8 protein-coding genes and 1 pseudogene are annotated in these 22,291 nt (G+C 71.2%); 7 read left to right on the top strand and 2 right to left on the bottom strand.

All coding sequences use genetic code 11. The features are described from left to right. Positions 1–9 precede the first annotated feature (9 nt). The 4 genes and pseudogenes from IT779_RS32480 (at position 10) to IT779_RS32470 (ending at position 16,281) form a co-directional block, all read left to right on the top strand. On the top strand, positions 10–15,441 hold the full coding sequence (locus IT779_RS32480; RefSeq protein WP_196153309.1) for a type I polyketide synthase: 15,432 nt from the start codon (positions 10–12) through the stop codon (positions 15,439–15,441). Positions 15,442–15,568: 127 nt separating this feature from the next. Beyond that, a complete protein-coding gene (locus tag IT779_RS32475) occupies positions 15,569–15,817 on the top strand; it encodes a hypothetical protein (RefSeq protein WP_196153308.1) in 249 nt (82 codons plus the stop codon). Continuing rightward, a pseudogene (locus IT779_RS39150) lies at positions 15,714–16,034 on the top strand (hypothetical protein); the annotation flags it as partial. The gene IT779_RS32475 and the pseudogene IT779_RS39150, both read left to right, overlap by 104 nt. 49 nt (positions 16,035–16,083) lie before the next feature. Further along, complete coding sequence (locus IT779_RS32470) at positions 16,084–16,281, top strand: hypothetical protein (RefSeq protein ID WP_196153307.1); 198 nt, start codon at positions 16,084–16,086, stop codon at positions 16,279–16,281. A 144-nt stretch (positions 16,282–16,425) separates the two neighbouring features. Here IT779_RS32470 and IT779_RS32465 read toward each other — a convergent pair whose 3' ends face one another. Both IT779_RS32465 and IT779_RS32460 read right to left on the bottom strand, forming a co-directional pair. Further along, positions 16,426–17,142: an HAD-IA family hydrolase gene (locus tag IT779_RS32465; RefSeq protein WP_198429194.1), complete on the bottom strand. Its 717-nt coding sequence runs from the start codon at positions 17,140–17,142 to the stop codon at positions 16,426–16,428. Beyond that, complete coding sequence (locus tag IT779_RS32460) at positions 17,139–18,299, bottom strand: DegT/DnrJ/EryC1/StrS family aminotransferase (protein WP_196153306.1); 1,161 nt, start codon at positions 18,297–18,299, stop codon at positions 17,139–17,141. Before IT779_RS32460 ends, IT779_RS32465 begins: the two co-directional genes overlap by 4 nt. Positions 18,300–18,526: 227 nt before the next feature. Here IT779_RS32460 and IT779_RS32455 point away from each other — a divergent pair, with 227 nt between their 5' ends. The 3 genes from IT779_RS32455 to IT779_RS32445 form a co-directional block, all read left to right on the top strand. Then, positions 18,527–19,732: a cytochrome P450 gene (locus tag IT779_RS32455; RefSeq protein WP_196153305.1), complete on the top strand. Its 1,206-nt coding sequence runs from the start codon at positions 18,527–18,529 to the stop codon at positions 19,730–19,732. Positions 19,733–19,788: 56 nt separating this feature from the next. Next, the gene (locus IT779_RS32450) at positions 19,789–21,087 is read left to right on the top strand and encodes a glycosyltransferase (protein WP_196153304.1); all 1,299 of its coding nucleotides are present in this window, start codon (positions 19,789–19,791) and stop codon (positions 21,085–21,087) included. Positions 21,088–21,181: 94 nt separating this feature from the next. Continuing rightward, positions 21,182–22,291, top strand: a 1,110-nt coding sequence (locus IT779_RS32445) for a cytochrome P450 (RefSeq protein ID WP_196153303.1), incomplete at its 3' end; no start/stop codon positions are given.

Genomic DNA, 22,291 nt, shown 5'->3' with positions numbered 1-22,291 from the left:
TTGACCGATGTGAGTACCTCAGATCACGATCTCGTCCGGGCATTGCGCGAGTCGGTCAAGGAGACGACCCGACTGAAACGGCGGAACAGCCAATTGCTCGCCGCGGCCTCGGAGCCGATCGCGGTGGTCTCGATGGGGTGCCGCTTCGCGGGGGGCATCGCCGGGCCGGAGGACTTCTGGCGGGTGGTTACCGAGGGCATCGACGTCTACACCCCGTTCCCCGACGACCGGGGGTGGGATCTGGCCAACCTGTACGACCCGGACCCGGACACGCCCGGAACGACGTACGTCGAACAGGGCGCATTCCTACACGACGCCGCCGAATTCGACGCGCGGTTCTTCGGGATCTCGCCGCGCGAGGCGACGGCGATGGATCCGCAGCAGCGGCAACTGCTCGAAGTGTGCTGGGAGACGATCGAGCGCGCCGGGATCGACCCCGACAGCCTCCGCGGCACCACGACCAGCGTCTACGCAGGCATCGTGCACCAGGACTACGCGCCCGACATCGCGGGCGCGCTGGATTTCCTCAGCCTCGAACGCGCGCTCGGCAGCGCGGGCGGCATCGCCTCGGGCCGGGTGGCGTACTGCCTCGGGCTCGAGGGAGCGGCGGTCACCGTCGACACGATGTGCTCGTCCTCGCTGGTCGCGATCCACTTGGCGACCCAGGCGCTGCGCCGGGGCGAGTGCGCGATGGCGCTGGCGGGCGGATCCACCGTGATGTCGACGCCGGGCGGCTTCGTCGGGTTCGCCCGGCAGCGTGGACTCGCGCGCGACGGCCGATGCAAATCCTTCGCCGCGGCGGCGGACGGCAGCAGTTGGGCCGAGGGAGTAGGCGTGGTGCTGCTCGAGCGGCTGTCCGACGCCCAGCGCAACGGGCACCCGGTGCTCGCGGTGATCCGTGGCTCCGCGGTCAACCAGGACGGCGCGTCGAACGGCCTGACCGCCCCGAACGGGCCTGCGCAGCAGCGTGTCATCCGCGCCGCGCTCGACGCCGCCGGGTTGTCGGCGGACGAGATCGACGCCGTGGAGGCGCACGGAACCGGTACGACGCTCGGCGACCCGATCGAGGCGCAGGCACTGCTTGCCACCTACGGTCGGGGACGCGACCCGCGGCGGCCCCTGCACCTGGGTTCGGTCAAATCGGTGCTCGGCCACACCCAGGGCGCTTCGGGCGTCGCGGCGGTGATCAAGACCGTTCTGTCGTTGCGCCACCGCTACCTGCCCGCCACCCGCCACGTCGACGCGCCGACTCCGCAGGTCGACTGGTCCTCGGGCGCCGTCGAGCTGTTGACCGAGGGCCGCGCGTGGCCCGACACCGGTCGTCCGGCCCGTTCCGGCGTCTCCGCGTTCGGCGCCAGTGGAACCAATGTCCACATGATCCTGGAAGAGGCGCCGACCGCACCCGATCCGCGCGTGCGCGATGTGGCCGAACCGAGCGAGCGCGACGCTCCCGAGCAGGCCGAGCGTGACATCGCCGAGCCTGGTGAGCCCGAGATCGGCGGGACGGGTACGCGGGCCGTCGACGGTGGGGCGCTCCCGTTCGTCGTCACGGCCAAGACGGCGACCGCTCTGGCCAATCTGGGCGAGCGGCTCACCGGCATCGTGGACGAGGACGTGGAGCTCGGTGATCTGGCGCACGCGCTGGCGACCGGACGCGCGGTACACGATCATCGCGCGGTGGTGGTCGCGCGGACCAGGGCGGAACTGCGCGCGGGGCTCGCGGCGGTGGCCGAGGGCCGGACCGGGGCCGGGGTGATCGCGGGCTCGGTCGGCACGGGCGGGCCCGGCAAGGTCGTCTTCGTCTTCCCGGGACAGGGCACCCAGTGGGTCGGCATGGGCGCTCAGCTCCTGGACACCTCGCCGGTCTTCGCCGACCGGATCGCCGAGTGCCAGAAGGCGCTCGAACCGTGGATCGACTGGTCGCTGGTCGATGTCCTGCGCGGCGAGAACGCCGAAGACCTCGACCGTGTCGATGTCGTGCAGCCCGCGTGCTTCGCGGTGATGCTCGGCATGGCGGCGGTCTGGGAATCGCTCGGCGTGGTCCCGGACGCGGTCATCGGTCATTCGCAGGGTGAGATCGCGGCCGCCTGCGTCTCGGGAGCGCTCTCGCTGGCCGATGCCGCCCGAGTGGTGACATTGCGCAGCCAGGCCATCGCCGAACTGCTGCCCGCGGGGGGCGGGATGGCATCGATCGGGCTCGCCGAGGAAGCGGTGCGCGCCCTGATCGCACCGTGGGGCGAACGCCTGCAGGTGGCGGCGCTCAACGGGCCCGCCTCGGTGGTGGTCGCCGGTGCGGGCGCCGCGCTGGACGAGCTCGCCGCGCGGCTGGCGGACAGCGCCACCAGGTTCCGCCGGATACCGGTGGACTACGCGTCGCACAGCCACTACGTGGAAGAGGTGCGTTCCGCGCTGCTGAGCGATCTCGCCGCGGTCACCTCCGCCGCGCCGCGCATCCCGTTCCACTCGACGGTCGAGCTCGGCCGCGGGCAGGACGAGGCGCTCGACGCCGAATACTGGTATCGCAACCTGCGTCGGCCGGTGCTGTTCGAACCCGCCGCGCGCGATCTGATCGCCCGGGACCACCGGGTCTTCATCGAGCTCGGCGCCCATCCGGTGCTGCTGCCGTCGATCACCGGGATCGCGGCGGAGCTGGACGCGGATGTACTCGCGGTCGGGTCGATCCGGCGCGAGGAGGACGGTCCGGCCCGGCTGGCCACCTCGGCCGCCGAGGTCTTCGTGCGCGGCGTACCGGTGGCGTGGCCGACCCTGCTGCCCGAGAGCGCCGGAGCCGGGCGGGTCGAGCTGCCCACCTACCCGTTCGACCACCAGCGGTACTGGATCACCATGCCGACCGCCGCCGCGGGGGCCGAAGCGCTCGGGCAGGTGACCAGCGGCCACCCACTGCTCGGTGCGGTGCTGCGACTCCCGCAGACCGATGGTGTGGTGTGCACCTCCCGCCTGTCACTGGCGACCCATCCGTGGCTGGCCGGGCACCGCATTCGGGACAACGTCCTTGTGCCCGGCACCGCCTACGTCGACCTGGCGATCCAGGTCGGCGACGAGCTCGGCTGCGGCGTAATCGACGAGCTGGTGATCGAGGCGCCGCTGATGCTCGCGGCGGACTCCTCCGTCAGCCTGCAGGTCTCCGTCGGCGCACCGGACGCCGCGGGTCGCCGTGCGGTGCAGGTGCACAGCTCCGATACCGGGGGCGAGTGGACCCGGCATGCCGCCGGACTGCTCTCCGACGCCTATGACCGGTCGCCGAGCAGCGGTTTCGACTTCGGCGCATGGCCGCCGCCCGGCGCCGTCGCGGAACCGGTCGACGACTTCTACGACCGCCTCGCCGACCGCGGATACCGGTACGGGTCGGCCTTCGCCGGGTTGACCGCCGTCTGGCGGCGCGGTGCGGAGATCTTCGCCGAGGCGGCGCTGCCCGCCGACCACCGGGACGACGTCGACCGGTTCGGCATCCATCCCGCGCTGTTCGACGCCGCCCTGCACGCGAACGCCTTCCATCGGCGCGCGGACGACAGCGCCGTGCTGCCGTTCGCCTGGAACGGCGTCCGGCTGCATGCCCATGGCGCCGTCGCGTTGCGGGTCCGGGTCGCGCCGTGCGGACCGGACGCGTTGTCCTTCGACGCCGCGGACGGTACCGGCGCGCCCGTGCTGTCCATGGAATCGCTGGTGTCGCTACCGATCACGGATACGGCGGGCCGGGCACCGGACTCGCTTTGGCAGGTCGACTGGACGCCGCTGCCCGTGGCACTGTCGACCACCGCGCCGAGGAGTCAGGTCACGGTGGGGAGCTCGGGCGATGTGGTGCGGCTCGCCATGGATGGCGAGCTCGGCGAATCCAGCCCCGACATCGCCGTGCTCGACGCGCGATCGGACGCGGATGCCGAACCGCTGCCGCTGCTGAACCGGGTGCTCGAGGTGATCCAGACCTGGTTGGAGGAGCCGGACCTCGCGTCGCTGCCCCTGGTGGTGGCGACCAGCGGCGCGGTCGCGGCGTCGGGTCCGGTCACCGATCCCGCGGGCGCCGCGGTCTGGGGGTTGGTGCGCTCCGCGCAGGCCGAGCACCCGGACCGGATCGTCCTGATCGACGTCGAGTCGGGCACAGACGGCGCGGCGTCCATCGCCGCGGGATTGGCCGCGGGCGAAGCGCAGGTCGCGGTGCGCGGGGACACCGTGTCGGCCCCACGGTTGGCCCGTGCGGTGCGCACCGTGTCGGCGGCCGGGTTCGCCGACGGCGGCACCGTGTTGATCACCGGCGGGACCGGCGTGCTCGGCACGCTGCTGGCCCGGCATCTGGTCGCCGAGCACGGCGTACGGCATCTGGTGCTGGCGGGCCGTCGCGGCGCCGCGGCCGAGGGAATGACCGAACTTGTGGCCGAACTGGGCAGCCTCGGCGCGTCGGTCCGGGTGGCCGCGTGCGACATCACGGACCGCGAAGCGCTCACCACGCTGCTCGCCGCCGTCCCGGCCGAGCACAGGCTCACCGGCGTCATCCACGCGGCCGGGGTGCTGGACGACGTCGTCCTCACCGGCCTCGACCCGCACCGCCTGGCCCGGGTGTTCGCGCCGAAGGCGGCATTGCGCACCCTCGACGAACTGACCCGGGACGACCCCCCCGAGGTCTTCGCCGTATTCTCCTCGGCGGCCAGTGTTTTCGGCTCCGCGGGCCAGGCCAACTACGCGGCCGCGAACGCGTATGCCGAAGCCGTGACGGCCGCGCGCGCCGCCGCCGGACTGCCCGCGGTGGCGCTGGCCTGGGGACTGTGGAGCTCGGTCACCGGGATGACCGGCCATCTCGCCGAGACCGACAGAACCCGGATGAGCCGGGGCGGTGTACGACCGATGCCGACCGCCGAGGCGCTGGCCGATTTCGACGCGGGCATCCGCGCCGGGGCTCCGTTGCTGGTGCCGATCGGACTCGACCTCGGTGCGGTCCGTGACGAGGCGGGCGCCGACGGTGTCGTGCCTGCACTGTTCCGGTCGCTGGTGCGTTCGCCGCGGCGGACGGCGCGCGCCGTCGCCGTCCGGCCGGGCAGCGCGCTCGGCCGGAGTCTGGCCGGGCTCACCGATCAGGAGCAGATCGACCTGGTGCTCGCCCTCGTGCGCACCGAACTCGCGACCGTGCTCGGTATCGCCGATGTCGACCCTTCCGCCGATGACACCCGTTTCGGCGAGATCGGATTCGACTCGCTCACCGCGGTCGAACTGCGCAACCGGCTCACGACGGCGGCCGCGGTCAAACTTCCGGCCACGCTGATCTTCGACTACCCGACCCCACGGCAGCTGGCCCTTCACCTCGTCGAGAAGGTCCGAGGGTCGGCCGATGCGGGCGCCGCGCGTGATATCCCCGAGCGGCCGGCGCTGGCCACCGACGATGTCATCGTGATCGTCGGCATGGCGTGCCGCCTGCCCGGCGGGGTCACCACACCCGCCGAGCTCTGGGATCTCGTGGCCGAAGGCCGCGACGGCATGTCCCCGCTGCCGGTCGATCGCGGTTGGGAGTTCGACCGACTGCTGGCCGCGGACCCGGACCGGCCGGGCGCCACCTACACCAGGCAGGGCGGCTTCCTGCACGACGCGGGCTATTTCGACGCCGCGCTGTTCGGGATCTCGCCCCGTGAGGCGACCGCGATGGACCCCCAGCAACGGCTACTGCTGGAAACCACGTGGGAGGCACTGGAGACGGCGGGCATCGATCCCTCGTCGCTGCGCGGCGAATCCGTCGGCGTCTACACCGGTATGTCCATCCACGACTACCTGGGCGACCTGGCGCGCGTGCCTGCGGAGTTCGAGGGCTTCACGACCACCGCGACGGCGGGCAGCGTGGCATCCGGCCGGGTGGCGTACCTGTTCGGTCTCGAGGGTCCCGCGATGACGATCGACACCGCGTGCTCGTCCTCGCTGGTGGCGATCCACCTGGCCGCCCAGGCGCTGCGTCAGGGCGAATGCGAGGCGGCGCTCGCGGGCGGGGTCGCCGTCATGGGGTCACCGGTCGGTCTGACCGGGTTCTCGCGGGCGAGGGGCCTGGCCGCGGACGGTCGGGTCAAGGCGTTCGCCGCGGCGGCCGACGGCACCGTGCTGTCCGAAGGGGTCGGCGTGGTCGTGCTGGAACGACTGTCCACCGCGCTGCGCAAGGGACATCGCCCGCTCGCGGTCGTCCGCGGTTCCGCGATCAACCAGGATGGCGCGTCCAACGGCCTCACCGCCCCGAACAGCCTGGCCCAGCAGCGGGTCATCCGTGCCGCGCTCGCCGCGTCCGGCATCGGCCCGGACGACGTCGACGCCGTGGAGGCACACGGCACCGGCACCACGCTCGGTGATCCGAGCGAGGCGCAGGCCATCATCGAGACCTACGGCCGCGACCGTTCCGACGGGCGACCGTTGTGGCTCGGCACGGTGAAGTCCAACCTCGGCCACACACAGGCGGCGGCCGGTGTGGTCGCGGTGATCAAGATGGTCGAGGCGATCCGGCACGGGCAATTGCCGCCCACACTCTTCGTCGACGAACCCACCCCCCATGTCGACTGGTCGGACGGTGACGTGCGGCTGCTGACCGAGGCCGTCGACTGGCCCGAAGTCGACCGGCCGCGCCGCGTCGGAATCTCGTCGTTCGGCATCAGCGGCACCAATGCTCACCTGATCCTGGAACAGATCCCCGAGCAGGCCGCGCAGGCGCGGGGCGACGACGTCGCGCCGGTCGCGCTGCCGTTCGTCCTGTCCGCGCAGAGCGCGGCGGCGCTCACCGGACAGGTGCGGCGGCTGCGCACCGCCGTGGCGCAGGGGTTGTCGCTGCCTGGGGCGGCCCGGGCGCTCGTCGCGGACCGCGCGCTGCTCCCGCACCGAGCGGTGGTCACCGCCGACGACCCGGTCGCGCTGCTCGCGGGTCTGGACACGCTCGCGGCGGGTGCGGCGGGCCGAGGCACGGCGCTCGGCGCCGTGGCCGCGGGCGCCGCGGCGTCGGTGGTCTTCGTATTCCCCGGTCAGGGCGCGCAGCGGCCGGGCATGGGCCGCGCCGTCTACGACCGATTCCCGGTCTACGCCGCCGCGTTCGACGACGCGTGCGCGCGGCTGGACGAGCGGCTGGCCGACGTCGTCGACCGATCCGTCCGCGATGTGGTCTTCGCCGAGCCGGGCAGTGCGGCGGCAGCTCTGCTCGACCAGACCGTCTACACCCAGGTGGCGCTGTTCGCGGTCGAGACCGCGCTGTTCCGGCTCGTCGAATCCTGGGGCGTGCGCCCCGCTCTGCTGCTCGGGCATTCGGTCGGCGAGATCGCCGCGGCGCACGCGGCGGGCATGCTGTCGCTCGATGACGCGGCGACCGTGGTGGCCGCCCGCGGCCGCCTCATGCAGGCGCTGCCCACCGGTGGCGCGATGGCCGCGGTGGCCGCGACGGAGGAGGAGGTCGGACCGTTCCTCGGCGCGGGCGTCGGCTTGGCCGCGGTGAACGACCCGGCCTCGGTCGTGCTCTCCGGAGACGAGGACGCAGTCGATGCCGCGCTGCGGACACTGCGGGAACAAGGCCGCAAGGTGCACCGACTGCCGGTGTCGCACGCGTTCCACTCGGCGCGCATGGAACCGATGCTCGCCGAATTGCGCTCCGCGATCGCGGACGTGGTCTGGCAGCAGGCCCGGATTCCGGTGGTCGCCCACGACGGAGCCGACCTGACCGACCCCGGCTATTGGGTCGACCACGTCCGGCGCACGGTGCGCTTCGCCGACGGCGTCCGCGCCGCCCTGGACCGCGGTGGGCGACTGTTCGTCGAACTCGGTCCGGGGGCGGGTCTGTCCGCGCCGATCCTGGAGACGGCGGCAGAGTCAGGCTACGAACCGGTGTGCGTGTCCGCGCTGCGCGACGGGCAGGGCGAACCGGACACCGTGATCGACGCGCTGGCCGCGTTGTTCGTGCGGGGAGTGCCGGTGGACTGGCATCCGCTGGTGCCTGCGGACGCTCCGCGGGTGGCGGTGCCGACATACGCGTTCGATCGCAAGCATTACTGGCTGACCCCGGCACCCGGCGCGGTGAACGTGGCCGATCTGGGGCAGGTCGAGGTCGAGCATCCGCTGCTGTCGGCGATCGTGCCGGTCCCGGACACCGGTGGTCTCATCGGCACCGCCCGGCTGGCGTCGACGACTCATCCCTGGCTCGCCGGGCACCGACTGCACGACGTGGCGATCCTGCCCCCCGCCGCCTTCATCGACCTCGCCGTGCGGGTGGGTGACGAGCTCGGCTGCGGCGTACTGGGCGACCTGACGGTCGAGGCGCCGCTGACCCTCTCCGAGGAGACGGTCGTGCGGCTCGAGATCGTGGTCGGAGCCGATGCGGGCGGCACTCGCCCGTTCACCGTCCACGGTGCGCGCGAAGGCGCGACGAGCTGGATCCGGTATGCCGTCGGCACTCTGGAAGCCGGGTCCGTCGTCGAACCCGGACCCGTACCCGTGTGGCCGCCGTCCGACGCCGAACCGGTCGCGACCGACACGGCGGCCACCGGGCCTTCGGAGTTGCTCGGGCTGTGGCATCGCGGCGCGGACACCTTCGTGGAGGTCGCGCTCGCCGACGACGCGGAGTCCGAGGGGTTCGGCCTCGACCCGGCCCTGCTCGACACGGTGACCCGAATGGTGATCGACCCCGGTTCGATCGCGACGCGATGGGAGTCGGTGGTGCTGCGGGCAGCCGGGACGCGCAGGTTACGCGCTCATCTGCACCGGCTGGACGACGATCGCTGGAGTCTCGACGCGACCGATGAGGCCGGCCGCTCGGTGTTGTCCGTGCGCTCGATCGGCTCGACGCCGATCCGTCCCGAGGACCTCGGCGCTCGCCCAGTGATGGACGCGATGTACCGGGTGGCGTGGCACCCCGTGGCCGTCCGCGCGGTACCGCACGACCGGTCTGCGCCCGTCGAAATCCACAGCGCCGAGGATGTCGCCGCACCAGGTCGGCCGCCGGTACTCGTATACGACCCACCGACCGGCCCGCCCGCGGAGGTACTCGCGGGCGTCCTGGCCGTGCTCCAGGCATGGCAGCGCGCGGCCATCGCGGACCGCAGGCTCGTCGTGCGGACCCGCGGCGGCGTCGACGGCGGGACCGGCGGCGTCACCGACGCGACCGGTGCCGCCGTGTGGGGCCTGGTCCGCGCGGCCCAGGCCGAGATGCCCGGCGTGCTGCTGCTCGACACGGAGTCCGGCCTCGACGCCGGATCGGTCCTGCGAACCGCGCTGACCCTCGACGAGCCACAGCTCGCGGCCCGCGCCGATGGTTTCCGGGTCCCCCGCCTCGCCGAAGCCGGGCCGCGGGTCGAGGAGCCGACCTCGTGGAATCCGGAGGGGACGGTGCTGATCACCGGCGGTACCGGGTCGCTGGGCGCGCTCGTCGCGCGGCACCTGGTGCGGACCCGGGGCGTTCGGCGGCTGCTCCTGGTCAGCAGGCGTGGCAGCGCGGCGGACGGCGCCGACGCACTGGTGGCCGAGCTGTCCGAGCTGGGCGCCGAAACGTCGGTGATCAGCTGTGACGTCGCGGACCGGGCCGCGGTGGCGGCGATGATCGCCGCGATCCCGCCGGAGCGCCCGCTCACCGCGATCGTGCACACCGCGGGTGTGTTGGACGACGGGCTGATCGCCGAGATGACGCCGGACCGGCTCGACGCCGTCTTCGGTCCGAAGGCGGACGCCGCCCGCCACCTGGAGGAGTCGACCCGCGACCACGACCTCGCCGCGTTCGTCACATTCTCCTCCGCCGCAGGCCTGCTCGGCTCGGCCGGACAGGCCAACTACGCCGCCGCCAACGCCTATCTGGACGGTCTCATGGCGATCCGGCGCGCGAACGGGCGGCACGGCGTTTCGCTGGCCTGGGGTCTGTGGGCGCAGGAGGGCGGCATCACCGCCGACCTCGGTGACGCGGACCGGGCGCGGATGCGCCGCGCGGGCGTGTCGCCGCTGCGCCAAGAGGACGGGCTCGCCCTGTTCGACGCGGCCGTCGACAGCGGTGCGGCCCAGCTCGTGCCGATCCGACTCGACCTCGCCGCCGCGCGGGCCGACGCGGCCGACGGTGCACCGGTGCAGCCGCTGCTGCGCGACCTGGTCCGAGTGCGTCGCCGGGCGGGCCGGACGGCATCCGCCGGTGATCTGGCGGACTCGCTGGCGGGCAGGTCGGCGGCCGAGCAGGAGCGCACCCTGCTGTCCCTGGTCCGCACCTCAACGGCGCTGATACTCGGGTATCCGTCGGCCGAGGACATCGCGCCCGACGCGCCGTTCCAGGCCGCCGGTATGGACTCGCTCGGCGCGCTCGAGCTGCGTAACCGGTTCAGCGCCCTGGCCGGGTTCGCCATGCCCGCGACCTTGGTCTTCGACTATCCGACGCCGGTGGAACTGGCCCGATTCCTCCGTGAGCGGCTAACAGGCCGTGACGCGCAGGCCGAGGTCGAGACCGCTGTGGCGGCGCACCCGGCCGATCCGATCGCGGTGGTCGGGCTCGGCTGCCGACTGCCGGGCGGTGTGCGCGGCCCGAACGGGTTCTGGGAACTGCTCGCCGCGGGCGGCGAGGGTCGGTCGGCGGTGCCGACCGATCGGGACTGGGATCTGTCCGCTGTCCCGGTGGCGGCGGGCGGCTTCCTGACCGACGTGGCCGACTTCGACGCCGGATTCTTCGGCATCTCGCCGCGCGAGGCGATGGCCATGGACCCGCAGCAGCGGCTGCTGCTCGAGGTCGTGTGGGACGCATTCGAGGACGCGGGGCTCGACCCGGCCGCCTATCGAGGTTCCGATGTCGGGGTGTTCATCGGCGTGATGGGCGAGGGATACGGGATGCAGGGCGGTGACCCGCAGACCGACGGTCTGCGGGTCACCGGTGGTGCGCTCTCGGTGGCGTCGGGCCGCGTGTCCTACGTGTACGGCTTCACGGGGCCCGCGATGTCGGTCGACACGGCGTGCTCCTCGTCGCTGGTCACGATGCATCTGGCGATGCAGGCCCTGCGCAACGGCGAGTGTTCGCTCGCCGTCGTCGGTGGCGTCACGGTCATGGCGACGCCCAACGCGTTCGTCGAATTCGCCAAAGCGGGAGGACTCGCGGTCGACGGGCGGTGCAAGGCCTTCGCGGCGTCCGCGGACGGGACCAGTTGGTCGGAGGGTGTCGGTGTGGTGCTGCTGCAGCGACTTCCGGACGCCACGGCGCAGGGGAGCACGGTGGGCGCCGTGATCCGAGGCTCCGCAGTCAACCAGGACGGCGCCTCCAACGGCCTGACCGCTCCGAACGGGCTCGCGCAGCAGCGGGTCATCCGCAGGGCGCTCGCGGTCGCCGGACTGGCGCCGTCCGAGGTGGATGTCGTCGAGGCGCACGGTACGGGCACCCGGCTCGGCGACCCGATCGAGGTGCAGGCGCTCCAGGCGACCTACGGCAGGCGCGAGACCGGAGAGCCGCTGTGGCTGGGATCGGTGAAGAGCAATATCGGCCACACCCAGGCGGCGGCGGGGGTGACGGGTGTGATCAAGATGGTGCTGGCCATGCGGCACCGGATGCTGCCCGCGACCTTGCACGTGGACGCGTCGACCCCCGAGGTCGACTGGTCCGCCGACACGATCCGGCTGCTCACCGAGGCGCGGCCGTGGCCGACCCGCCAGGATCGGCCGCGCCGCGCGGGTATCTCCGCGTTCGGGGCGAGCGGCACCAATGCGCACGTCATCCTCGAGGAGCCGCCTCGACGCGCACCGGTCACCGCGACCGAACCGGCCGAGTCCGGCGCGGGCGGCCTGTTGCCGTTCGTCGTATCGGCGGGCGACCCGAGCCGTCTCGCCGTGGTCGCGACCCGGCTGGCGGACGCCGTGGACCTCGGGCGGCCTTCGTTGCCGCTGCTCGCCGCCGCGCTGGCGTTCGGCCGGACCAGGCATCGGGCTCGCGCCACCGTGCTCGCGGCCGATCACGTCGACCTGGCGCGGCGGCTGCGCGGACTCGCCGCCGACGATGTCGACCCGGAGGTGGTCGCAGGACGGTCCGGTCCCGGCAACGGCGCGGTCTTCGTCTTCCCCGGCCAGGGCGGCGGCTGGGCGGGCATGGGCCGAGCGCTGATGGCCGACTTCGCGGAATTCCGGTCGTGGGTGGCCCGGTGCCAGGCGCTGCTCGACGAGTACGACTGTGACTGGACACTCGAACAGGCGCTCGGCGACGACGATCTGTCCCGGACCGACGTCGTCCAGCCCGCCGCGTTCGTGCTGATGACCGGGCTGGCGCAGCTCTGGGCCCGAGCCGGAATCACCCCCGAGGTGGTGATCGGATCGTCACAGGGGGAGCTCGCCGCGGCGTATCTGGCGGGGCTGCTGTCGCTGGACGACGCGCTGAAGGTCTGTGTGGTGCGTTCCCGGCTGGCCGCGGCGCTGCCTCCCTCGGGCGGAATGCTCGTCCTCGGCGTCGGCCGCGCGCGGGCGACGGAGTTGCTCGCCCCGTACGAGGGCAGGCTCGAGCTGGCCGCGGTCAACGGCCCCGCGATGGTCGGCGTCTCCGGCGAGGTCGCCGCCATCGAGCGACTCGCGACCTTCGCCGCCGAGCAGCGGATCTGGTTCCGCAGGCTGCGGGCGGACTACGCGTCGCACTCCTTCCTCGTCGACGAATTGGAACGCCCGATGCTGGACCGGCTCGACGGCGTCGGTGCGCGCCGGGTGCGCGAGGTCGACGGCGCGCCGCGGTTCTACTCCACGGTCGAGAGCCGGTGGATCGGCCCGGACGAGGTTCTCGACGCGGGCTACTGGTTCCGGAACCTGCGCAGGCCGGTCGAACTGGAAAACGCCGTCCGCGCGGTGACCGCCGACATGCGAGCGGTCATCGAGGTGTCCCCGCATCCCGGCCTGGTTTCCTCGATTCTCGATGTCGTCGCCGACGCCGGTCGGCCGGTCGGGGTGATCGGCACCTTGCGGCGCGACCGCGGTGGCGCACATCAGGTGCTCACCGCGATGGCCGAGGCATTCGCGATCGGGCTGCCGGTCGACTGGTCGGCCGCCGTCCCGGGCGACGGACTCGCTTGGCGGGAGCTGTGCCGCGACCTGCCGACCCATCCGTTCGAGCATCGCCGCTACTGGTTGCGCGGCGGTTCGGGAGTCGTCGCGGCGGCGGAGGAATCGGGTCACCCGCTGCTGACCGTGGTGGCGGGCCTGCCGGATTCCGATGGTGTGCTCGCCGTCGGGCGGCTGTCCGCGCACCGGCAGCCCTGGCTCGCCCGTGCCACAGGGGACGGCCCGGTCGAGGTACCCGCCTCGGTCTGGGTCGAGTTGGCGATCCGGGCTGGCGACGAGCTGGATTGCGGAACGATCGCCGAGCTCGACGTGATCGAGCCCGCGTGGCTGGACCGGGCAGCGGCGCTGGCGGTGCAGGTCTGCGTCGGCGGGACCGACCCGGCCGGTCGGCGAACGGTGACCGTGCGGTCGACCCCTGCCTCGGCCGTCGGCGACCGGTCGGGCTGGACGCTGCACGCGACGGGTGTGCTCGTCGGCTCGACCGGCGCCGATACGGGAGAGTCCGAACTCGCGGTCTGGCCGCCGGACGGCGCTGATCCGGTGACCGCGGCCTGCCCGCTGGACGGCGCCGATCCGGTGACCGCGGTCTGGCCGCCGGACAGCGCGGGCGGCCGAGCCGTACACCGCGTCTGGCGGCGCGCCGAGGAGACCTTCCTGGAGCTGGTCCTGCCCGACGAGTTCCGCGAGGAGGCCGCCGCTTTCGGCATCCACCCGCTGCTGCTGCACGCCGCGAGCCGTGCGGCGGACGGCGACCGCGCGGCGGTATGGCGTGATGTCGAGTTGTACGCGACCGGTGCCGCCTCGTTGCGCGTCAGGCTGCGCCCGGCCGAGGACGGCCTCACCCTGACCGCGGCCGACGACACCGGTCGTACGGTGTTGACCGCGGGTCGGATCGCGACGCGGCCCGCGCGTGAGCCCCGCCGCGGCCTGCGGGGCGGCGCGCTGCGGATGGAGTGGGCGGAACTCGATCGGGAAACCGCCACGACCCCGCCGCGAATCATCCCGGTGCACAGCGACGACGATGTACTCGAACTCGGTGACGATCCGTCCGTCCTGGCCGATGCTGTCGCGGTCCTCGACGTCGCGTTCGGTACGGAACCCGTCGCGGCATGCGTGCGTGCGCTCGCCGTCGCGCAGGCATGGCTGGACGAGCCCGGCCTGGCGGGCTCCCGGCTGGTGGTCAGGACGCGCGACGGGGTCCCGGTCGATCCCGATGCCGCACTCGATCCGGCCGCGGCGGCCGTCCGGGGCATGATCGCCGCCGTTCAGGCCGAATACCCCGATCGGTTCGCGCTCGTCGACGTCGATCCGGATGCCGATCCCGACGTCGGTCTGGACTCGGTGCGGGCGGTCGGCCTCGCGCAGGCGGCGGTGCGGGCCGGACGCGTCCACATCCCCCGACTGTCGGCCGTCGCCGAAGCCGGACCGGCGGTCCGGCCGCTCGACCCGGCGGGCACGGTCCTGATCGTCGGCGGCACCGGCCGGGCCGGATCCCGCGTGGCCCGGCATCTGGTCGCCCACCACGGCGTGCGCCGTCTGGTCCTCGCGAGCCGCCGTGGTCCGGCCGCTCCCGCGGCGGCGGATCTGGTCGCCGAACTCGCCGCGCTCGGCGCGGTCGTGACCGTCGTGGCCTGTGACGCGGCCGACCGGGACGCGCTGCGTCGACTGCCGGCCGAGATCCCGGCGCGGCACCCGCTGACCGGTGTGGTGCACGCCGCCGGAATGGCCGACCGCACGCCGCTGGCGGAGCTGGACTCCGAACGGCTCGGTACGGTCCTCGGCGCCCGGAGCGAGTCGCTGCGATATCTCGCCGAACTCACTGCCGACCACGACCTCGCGTTGTTCGCCGTCGTCACCACGACGGCGGAACTGAGCGGTCCGGCGGATCGGGCGGCGACGGCGGCCGCCGACGGGCTCGCCCGGGCCGCCGCCGCGCACTGCGGAGCCCGCGCGCCGATGTCGGTCGACGGCGAAGACTGGGCGCTGAGTTCGGCTGTCGAGACCGGCCAACCGTTCCCGATTCCCGGCGAGCCGCAGCGGTGGGCGGCGCCGGAGCCAGGCCTGCCGGTACCTCCGTTGCTGCGCGGTCTGGTACGCCCGACACGGCGCTCGGCGTACCGAGCGCAGGCCGACGCGGAGCAGCCGGGTCGGTGGGTCGAGCTGCTGACCACACAGGTCGGCGCGGAGCGGGAGAAGACGATGTCGGACCTGGTGCAGGCACAGCTGGTTCGCGTCCTGCGTCTGGACGAACCGGTCGAGCCGGAACGCGGATTCTTCGAAGTCGGTCTGGACTCCCTGATGGCCCTCGACCTGACCCGGCGCCTGAGCGGCCATACCGGCATCGCCGTCACCCCGGCCGCGGTGTTCGACAACCCGACCCCGGCGGCGCTGACCAGGTACCTCGTCGGGCGGCTCGAGACAGTGCGCGGGTGAGCCCGCGAGCAGGGCCGACCTCGGACGAACTCGACGACTCCCGACGCGACATTGGTTCGCACTGATGGCGAACACGATGTACGACCTCGCCGAAGGCGATGGCGGGTGTTCGTGAAGTTCGCGCGGCATGCAGCCGGACCTGATCGTGTACGAATCGATCACCTTCGCCGGTCTCGTCGCCGCTGCGGCGCTCGGCATTCCGGCCCTCGCGCATTTCGGTGGGCGGGCCGCTCGCACCGGGGATGACGAAGAACAGCCCGGCGCCGTTGCCCGTGTATGTCGACATCTATCGGCAGTTCGGCGCTGCGGTGAGGACCGCACCGTCGGCGTGGATCGATCCCTGCCCGACCGGCATCCGGCGGCGACGGACCGCTGACCCGGGCGATCGAGGCGGTGTCGAATCTCGGAGTCGAGGTCGTACTCGCCGTCCACGGCGACTCTCGCGGCTCTCGGCCCGGTGCCGGACGGCGTGTGGGGTGGCGGAGTCGTTGCCCCTGCGCCTGTCGCTACCGAGTTGTCGGGCGGTCGTGCACCAGGGTGGGGTGGGCGCCGCGCTCACCGCAGGCGTCTACGGCATGCCCCAACTGGCCATCGGTCAGATCTCCGAGCAGATGACCACCGGGGACATCTTCTCGGCCTGCGGTGCGGGGCCACCATCTGCTCCACAGCGAGATCACCGTGGCGCGCATCGAATCCCGGGTCGGCGAGTTGCTCGGCGACCGGGCCTATCGCGATGTCGCCGAGCGTTCGCGCCGGGAGATCCGGTTCCAGTCCGTGCCTGCGGAGTTGGTGTCGACATTGGCGGAAATCGCGGGAGAGGACATCTCGGTGCGGTTATGAAAGCACGGAAGAAGCTCGGCGGCAATGTTTTATCGGCGATGCGGCCCCCCGTCGCCGCCGGCCCGCAACGGACACCGGCGGCGCGGTCATGAAAGCACGGAAATAGCTTGGCAGCAACGCTTTATCGGGGGCGCGGCCGGCCCGTCACCGCCGATCCGGAACGGACACCGGCGGGCATATCGGCAGAAGCTCATGGGGTGAGTGCACGACCAGATCCGGACCGGCCGCCATCAGGTCGTCTTCGTCGACGGTCGCCCAGGTCGCCGCGACGGCGGTCACCCCGGCGCTGCGGGCGCTGCGGATATCGGCGGGAGCATCGCCCACCATGACGGCCGTGTCCGGCGCCGCGTCGAGCAGGTCGAGCGCGCGCAACACGATATCCGGTGCGGGTTTGGCGTTGACGACCTCATCCGAGCCGACCACGTGGTCGAAGTATCGGATCAAGTCGAGCGTGGTCAGCAGTGCGCGCGCTCGCGCACCCGCCTTCCCGGTGGCCACCGCGAGCCGGAACCCGCGGGTGCGCAGCGTCCCGAGTAGGTCGGCAACCCCGTCCACCACGGGCACCTGGTCCGCGAGCCGGTAGCTTTCCCGGACGAACGGTTCCTCCATCTCCAGCGGTAGGCGCATCCGTCGCATGATCTCCGGGAAGTACAGGCCCTGGTAACGCTGGTACTCGGCGAATGGAGCCGTACCCGGGCCGACCACTTCCGCGTACGCGACGGCGAATGCCCGGCCCATCACCTCGTGACTGTCCACCAGCACGCCGTCGAGGTCGAAGATCACCACACTGCGCATCGGTCCGCCCACCACCGGATGGTCACGGTCGGGATCGTCACGGTCGGGTTCGGTGCGGATCCTCATCCGGCGGCCACCGCGTCGGCCACGATCTCGGCGGTCTCGGTGAGCACCTGCTCCGACGCGAGCAGGGTGCGGTGGTGCAGCCAGACGCAGTCCCGGCCGATCGCGTCGGCATTGGGGCATCGCCGCGCGATCGCGTCGACGGACTCCTCGGGTGCGCCGGTCTCCCAGAATGCCGCGGTGCGATAGATGGCGCGGAACCCGGCGTAGGCGGGGATCCCCCTCTCGACCAAACGATCGACCAGGAGATTTCGCCGCTCCTCCGACCAACCGGGAAGCCGGAACATCGCCATGTAGTGCGGATTCCGGTCGGCTCGAGTGTCACCACCCTGCGGCCGGACGCCCGGTATCCGGGAAAGCAGCGCCGACAGGAACGGCCACCGCTGCTCCCGCAACTCGATCTGACGGTCGAGGCGACCCAGCTGAGCGCGCAGGACGGCGGCGGAGAACTCGTTCATCCGCATGTTCGTGCCCGCCACCCGGTGGTGATAGCCGCGGTCGGTGCGTGGACGGCCACAGGAATGGTGCAGGAATGCCTTCTCGTACTCGTCCGCGTCCGGGAACAGCAGCGCGCCGCCCTCGCCCGCGGTCATCAGTTTGCCGTTCTGGAAGCTGAACGCCGCGATCGAGTCCAGCTCGCCCACCCGCTTGCCCCTCCACCGCGCGCCGTGCGCGTGGGCCGCGTCCTGCACTATCCGGACACCGGCGTCGGCGGCGAGCTTGTCGAGTGCGTCCATGTCGGCCACGAGACCCGCCATGTGCACCGGCATGATCACGCGGGTACGTGGTGTGATGACCTCGGCGGTGGCGGTCACGTCGATGTTGTAGGTGTCGGGATCGACGTCGACGGGCACGGCGACGGCCCCGATCCGCTGCGCGGCCTGGGACGAGGAGATGAAGGTGAACGCGGGCACGATCACCTCGGCGCCCGCTCCCACGCCCATGGCCTGGAGAGCGAGTTCCAGAGCGTGCGTGCCGTTGGTGACAGCGAGGGCGTGGCGGGTTCCGTGATACTCCGCGAACTCCCGCTCGAAGCTGTCCACCTCGTTGCCGCCCATGCGCCACCACTGGCCCTGGGTCAGTGCGCGATCGAGAGCTCGGCGTTCGGTGTCATCGAATTGTGGCCAATCCGGAAAGGTCGGCCCGGGTCGCGGACTCATTTCTACCTGGCTCCTTCTGGTCGATGCGCCTTACGGTACGACGTCGAACGAGAGCGTCACTATCCCTCAACCTGACAGCGCGACAGCCGCTTTCACGCAGGCCATTCCGGCGCGCGTCCCGCGGCGACGACAACTAGCAATGTGAAGGATGTCCGGCCGGTTCGGCCCGGACCTACCGTGGCTGGGGGAAATCGCGGAATCCGGCGGAACAAGAGATGTGAGCCTTCATGAGCGTGAAACAGTCCGAACGGACACTGTCCAATTTTCTTGCATACATGGATGGGCTGCGCGAGCGCGGCGCCGTGCATTTCGACGAAAAGATCAAGGCGTGGCACGTGCTCGGCTACGACGACACCTATCAAGTGCTGACCGACCCGGTGACCTTCTCTTCCGACGTCGCCCCACTGGCCCCGAAACAGGAAGATTTCGACCTGTTCAAGAAGGGCAACTTCGTCCGGGCCGACAACCCGGTGCACCAACGGCTGCGCAGTCTGGTCAGTCGGGCGTTCACCCCGAAGATGATCGCCGAACTCGAGTCGCGGATCACGGAGGTGACCGTGCAGTTGCTCGACGAGGCGGACGCCGGTGGCCCTCAGTGGGATCTGATCGAGCAGCTGGGTTATCCGTTGCCGTTCATCGTCATCGCCGAGATGCTCGGCATTCCGGTCACCGACCGTCAGTTCGTCCGCAGGCTCTCCGACACCTTCTTCGAGGTGCACAATGTCGATCCCGAGGAGTCGCTGGACTCCCTGGGGGAAAGCGCGGTCAACAATGTCGCGCCGCTGTTGCGCGAATTGAACACCCACCTGCTGGAGTTCGTCCGCGACCGCCGCAAGAATCCGGGCGACGACCTGACCAGCAAGCTGCTGGCGGTCGAGGACGACGGCGTACGGCTCGACGACGAGGAGACCGTCGGCTTCCTCGGCCTTCTGTTGCTCGCCGGGCACGTCACCGCGACCTCGACGCTGGGCAATACCGTTCTCGCACTGCACGAGAACCCGGAGGTCTGGGCGGATCTGCGGGCGAAACCCGCGCTGATTCCGGCCGCGATCGAGGAGTCACTGCGTTTCCGGCCGCCGTTCCCGCGCCTGGGGCGGCAGGTGACCGAGGACACCGAGATCGGCGGGCAGCGGATTCCGGCCGGTGCGTTCGTGCTCGCGTGGTTGACCACCGCGAACCGTGATGAGCGTGTGTTCGCCGATCCGGATCGGTTCGACATCCATCGGGAGTCCAACTCCCACTTGACTTTCGGTAAGGGTATTCACTTCTGCTTGGGTGCGCCTCTTGCGCGGCTCGAGGTGCGGATCGCGATGGAGATTCTGATCGAGCGCTACAGCGATATCCGCGTCCGCGACGACGTACCGGTCAACCTGCGCAATCCCTGGGCGATGATCGGCGTCAACCGGCTGCCCATCGAGGTGCGCCGAGCCTGACGCACGGGTGCTGTCGAATCGAGGGATGAGGTCTCCGTCATGCATTTTTCGATGCCATGAAGATAATTTTCTCCAGTCTTTCCGGCTACGGTCACATCTACCCGCTGCTGCCGCTGGCCATCGCCGCCCGTGCGGCGGGCCACGACGTCGTCTACGCCACCGGCGAGAAATTCCACCCGCTGCTGCTCGGCCTCGGATTCCGCACTGTTTCCGTCGGAATTCCGATTCACGATGCCTTCGGCATCGTTTTCGGGGAGCCGGAAGGCAAGACCGGGAAGCGGCTGCGCCAGGACTGGCTCGAGCCAGCGGCCCGCGCGTTCAACGAGGTACTGCCCCGCAGGTTCGCCACCGATCTGATGCCCGTGCTGCGGGCCGAACGACCCGACCTGGTGGTGTACGAAGCGGGCAACCCGGGAGCCGGGCTCGCGGCGCGCCGCTGCGATATTCCCGCACTGTGTCATTCCAACGCCCAAGCGGATGCGATCGACCGAGAAGACGCCGACGGCGAATCCGGGCGCCACGGCGACGACCGCACCGCAGCAGGCGTATCGGGGGCCGCGGCATCGGCCGTGCGCACGCTCCCGTGGGTGCTCGCGGCCAGACAGTGGCGGCAGCGCGGTATGACGCTGCTGCACGAGGTCGCCGCCGAGGTCGGCGTGGAGCTGTCCGAGGGGCACTACCTGCTCGGTGACCGATACCTCGACATCTATCCGTCCTCGCTCCAGGAATCGTCGTTCCTGGATCGTCCGGAACGGGTGCCGTTGCGTCCGATGGCATTCGGCGAATCCAGCGCGCTGCCGCGGATCGTGGCGGCCGAGCGGAAACGACCGCTGGTCTACCTGACGTTGGGCACCACGGTTGGCACCGCCCGCGCGCTGCGTACCACCGTCGAAGGAGTATCCGCCCTCGACGTCGATGTGGTGGTCGCGGCCGGGCCGAACATCTCCTTGGACGATCTGGGCGCGTTTCCCGGCAATGTGCACCTCGAGGGCTGGGTGCCGCAGGCGGATCTGCTGCCGCTGGTCGATCTCGTTGTCCATCACGGCGGCTCGGGGACCACCCTCGCCGCCGCCGCTGTCGCTCTGCCACAGCTGTTTCTGCCCATCCGGTTCGACGGCTTCCTCAACGCGAGCGCGGTGGCGGCCACCGGCGCGGGCAAGCGGTTACTGCCCGACGAAGTCGACCGGGACGAGCAGCGGCGCGCCCATGTCGTATCCGCGGCGGTCGTCGCCGAGGCGGCCGCCGAACTGCTGACCGATCCTGACGCCCGACGGGCGGCCGAGAACCTCGCCGCCGAGATCGCCGCCATGCCCGGCCCCGCGGAGCTCGTGACCCGCCTGACCGAGTTCCTTTGACGCGGTCCGAGCTTCGGCTCGAACGGCCTCCCGTCCTCGCGGGCCGCCGCTGTCCTTCCTACGTGGACCGGACGGCACGAGAGAAGTGAGTTCTATGAGTGTGAAACAGTCCGAACAGTCCGAACGGACACTGTCCAGATTTCTCGCCCATCTGGATGTGCTGCGCAAGCGCGGGGCCGTGCATTTCGACGAAAAGATCAAAGCGTGGCACGTGTTCGGCTATCACGACACCGTCCGGGTGTTGACCGACCCGGTGACCTTCTCCTCCGTCGCCCCGCTCGCGCCCAAGCAGGAAGACTACGACCTGTTCAAGAAGGGCAACTTCGTCCGGGCCGACGATCCGGTGCACCATCGCATGCGCGGTCTGATCAGCTGGGCGTTCACCCCGAGAAGGGTGGCCGAACTCGAGTCGCGGATCACGGAGGTGACAGTGCGGCTGCTCGACGAAGCGGACGCCGGTGGTGATCGGTGGGATCTGATCGAGCGGTTGGGCCATCCGATGCCGTTCATCGTCATCGCCGAGCTGCTCGGCATTCCGGTCACCGACCGTCGGTTCGTCAAGCGGCTGTCCGATATCTTCTTCGAGGTGCACAACGCCGATCCGGTGCCGTTGACGCGCGAGTTGCACACTCACCTACTGGAATTCGTCCGCGACCGCCGCGAGAATCCGGGCGACGACCTGACCAGCAAACTGCTGGCGGTGCAGGACGACGGCGTGCGGCTGGACGACGAGGAAGCCGTCGGCTACCTCGGTAATCTGTTGCTCGCCGGGCACGTCACCGCGACCTCCGCCCTGGGTAATATCGTTCTCGCACTGCACGAGAACCCGGAGGTCTGGGCGGATCTGCGGGCGAAACCCGCGCTGATTCCGGCCGCGATCGAGGAATCGCTGCGTTTGCGGCCGTCCTTCTCCCGGGTGTCGGGGCGACGGGTGACCGAGGACACCGAGATCGGCGGGCAGCGGATTCCGGCCGGTGCGTTCGTGCTCGCGTGGTTGACCACCGCGAACCGTGATGAGCGTGTGTTCGCCGATCCGGATCGGTTCGACATCCATCGGGAGTCCAACTCCCACTTGACTTTCGGTAAGGGTATTCACTTCTGCTTGGGTGCGCCTCTTGCGCGGCTCGAGGTGCGGATCGCGATGGAGATTCTGATCGAGCGCTACAGCGATATCCGCGTCCGCGACGACGTACCGGTCAACCTG

The sequence above is a fragment of the Nocardia bovistercoris genome (assembly GCF_015674855.1).
Taxonomy (GTDB): Bacteria; Actinomycetota; Actinomycetes; order Mycobacteriales; family Mycobacteriaceae; genus Nocardia; species Nocardia bovistercoris.
This window is presented reverse-complemented; position numbering and strand designations above follow the sequence as displayed.

Coding starts and splice junctions, on each gene's coding strand:
- IT779_RS32465 (WP_198429194.1), bottom strand. CDS start 17,142: ATGAGGATCCGCACCGAACCCGACCGTGACGATCCCGACCGTGACCAT.
- IT779_RS32460 (WP_196153306.1), bottom strand. CDS start 18,299: ATGAGTCCGCGACCCGGGCCGACCTTTCCGGATTGGCCACAATTCGAT.
- IT779_RS32450 (WP_196153304.1), top strand. CDS start 19,789: ATGAAGATAATTTTCTCCAGTCTTTCCGGCTACGGTCACATCTACCCG.
- IT779_RS32475 (WP_196153308.1), top strand. CDS start 15,569: ATGCAGCCGGACCTGATCGTGTACGAATCGATCACCTTCGCCGGTCTC.
- IT779_RS32455 (WP_196153305.1), top strand. CDS start 18,527: ATGAGCGTGAAACAGTCCGAACGGACACTGTCCAATTTTCTTGCATAC.